Here is a 2,222-nt window from a genome sequence, read left to right as displayed (position 1 = left end):
CCGACAACCCCGACACCACCGCCTGACCCGCCACTACCGGGAAGAACGCGACCACACCGATGAGCACCCCCGACCGCCCACCACCAACGCCCCGGCCACCAGCACCAGGACCACCGCCGGCCAGAACCGGCCGACGTGCCGCGCCGCCGACGACGCCACGTGCCCCCACCAGCCGGGCGCCAGGCTCACCGCGGCGGCGACCAGGCACGCCGCCGCCGACCACCGCCACACCAGGGGCCCGCGGGCACGCCCCGACACCGCCCGGCTGACTTGCAACGACCGCCCGCTCATGACCGACATCGTCGACCACCGGAGCCCTCGACGAGGGCAGGTCGACGTGATTCCCGCCGCCGCCCCGGCCGGTCCACCGCCGACCGCACCCGGCTCCCGGACGGGGACGGCGTCGCTTCCTGCCCCCGTCTCTTCCTGACGACATCGACTCCTGCCGCCGTCGCGTCGGCCCGAAGCTCGCTCGACCGGGTGACGTGTGCCGGCTTGCGCCGATCGAGTGACGTTGCCGTTCCGGTGGGTGGCCACCGGGTAGCCGCCGGACGTGGACGTTTCGCACCCACCTGCGTCCCCGGGATCCGTCCCGCTCCCGGTGCCGCCCTGCGGGGGACCGCCGGTGGGGCCACGGTGAGGCGTGGGGACGCAGCGGAGAGGGAGGGCGATCCATGAGCACGACGGTGGAGCGGGATCGGAGCAGGGGTTTCTTCGGTCACCCACGCGCACTGGCGCACCTGTTCGGCGTCGAGATGTGGGAGCGGTTCTCCTTCTACGGGATGCAAGGCATCCTCACGATCTACCTGTACTACACCGCCGCCGAAGGCGGTCTCGGGTTGCCGGAGGCGACCGCGGCCAGCATCGTCGGCGCCTACGGCGGGCTGGTCTACCTGTCCACGATCGTCGGCGCGTGGGTGGCGGACCGGCTCGTCGGGTCGGAGCGGGTGCTGTTCGCCAGCGCGGTGCTGATCATGCTCGGCCACATCGCCCTGGCGCTGCTGCCCGGGTTCGTCGGGGTGGGCGTCGGCCTGGCGGCGGTCGCGCTGGGCAGCGGCGGGCTGAAGGCCAACGCCACCGCGCTGGTCGGTTCGCTCTACGCGGAGGACGACGAGCGCCGTGACGCCGGCTTCTCGCTGTTCTACCTGGGCGTCAACCTCGGGGCGTTCGTGGGGCCGCTGCTCACCGGCCTGGCGCAGCAGGAGCTGGGCTTCCACTACGGCTTCGGGCTGGCCGCCATCGGCATGGCCGCGGGCCTGACCCAGTACTGGTTCGGCAGGCGGAAGTTCGGCCCCGAGGTGAACGTCGTGCCCAACCCGCTCCCGGCCTCCCGGCGCGCGGTGGTCGCGGGCCTCGCGGCACTGGCCGTCGCGCTCGTGGTGGTCCTGGTGCTGACCGGGGTGATCCGCCCGGCCAACCTCGCCAACGTGACGATCATCGTCATCGTGCTGGCCGCGATCGTCTACTTCGCCGTCATCCTGTCCAGCAAGAGGATCACCCGGGTCGAACGCCGGCGGGTGCTCGCGTTCATCCCCATGTTCCTGGCCAGCTTCGTCTTCTTCGCGCTCTTCCAGCAGCAGTTCACCGTGGTGGCGATCTACGTCGACCAGCGGGTCGACCGCACGTTCTTCGGCTGGGAGATGCCGGTGGCGTGGGCGAACTCGATCAACCCGGTGTTCGTCATCCTGCTGGCCGGGGTGTTCGCGGCGCTGTGGACCAGGCTCGGTCCGCGCCAACCGTCCTCGCCGGTGAAGTTCGCCCTCGGCACGCTGCTGATGGGCGTGGCCTTCCTGCTGTTCCTGCCGACGGCCGGTGGCGCCGCCAACAGCACGCCGCTGCTGATGCTGGTGGTGATCCTGCTGGTGTTCAGCCTCGCGGAGCTGCTGCTGTCGCCGGTCGGGCTGTCGTTGTCGACGAAGCTGGCGCCCAAGGTCTTCCACACGCAGATGGTGGCGCTCAACTTCCTCTCGATCGCGCTCGGCACGGCCACCGCCGGTTCCCTGGCCAAGTACTACAGCGCCGACCACGAGACGGCCTACTTCACCGCGATCGGCGGGGCGGCCGTGGTGTTCGGCGTCCTGCTGGCCCTGGCGTCGCGGCCCATCCGCCGGTTGTTGAGCGGCGTCCACTGACGAGCGGCGCACCGGCCGGGGCGGCCGACAACCGGAAGTCGTCACTCCTGAACGATGCTCACGTCTCTCCTCTTAGGCTCGCTGGTGGAC

General features: G+C 71.2%; 2 protein-coding genes. One reads left to right on the top strand and one right to left on the bottom strand.

Going from position 1 to position 2,222, the window contains the following annotated elements:
* Positions 1–33: 33 nt before the first annotated feature.
* Entirely contained in the window at positions 34–291 is a 258-nt protein-coding gene (locus AB0G02_RS36165; protein WP_360803774.1) for a hypothetical protein, read from the bottom strand.
* 383 nt (positions 292–674) lie between these two features.
* On the opposite strand from AB0G02_RS36165, the gene AB0G02_RS36160 reads away from it, so the two are divergent.
* Complete coding sequence (locus AB0G02_RS36160; protein WP_360803771.1) at positions 675–2,132, top strand: oligopeptide:H+ symporter; 1,458 nt, start codon at positions 675–677, stop codon at positions 2,130–2,132.
* Positions 2,133–2,222 lie beyond the last annotated feature (90 nt).

Origin of the sequence: Actinosynnema sp. NPDC023658, assembly GCF_040639995.1 — a bacterium.
GTDB lineage: Bacteria > Actinomycetota > Actinomycetes > Mycobacteriales > Pseudonocardiaceae > Actinosynnema.
Note: the sequence above shows the minus strand (reverse complement) of the source record. Positions and strands in the feature narration are given on the sequence as shown.

Excerpts from the sequence above, each read along its gene's own strand:
- AB0G02_RS36165 (WP_360803774.1), bottom strand. The coding sequence starts at position 291 with ATGAGCGGGCGGTCGTTGCAAGTCAGCCGGGCGGTGTCGGGGCGTGCC.
- AB0G02_RS36160 (WP_360803771.1), top strand. The coding sequence starts at position 675 with ATGAGCACGACGGTGGAGCGGGATCGGAGCAGGGGTTTCTTCGGTCAC.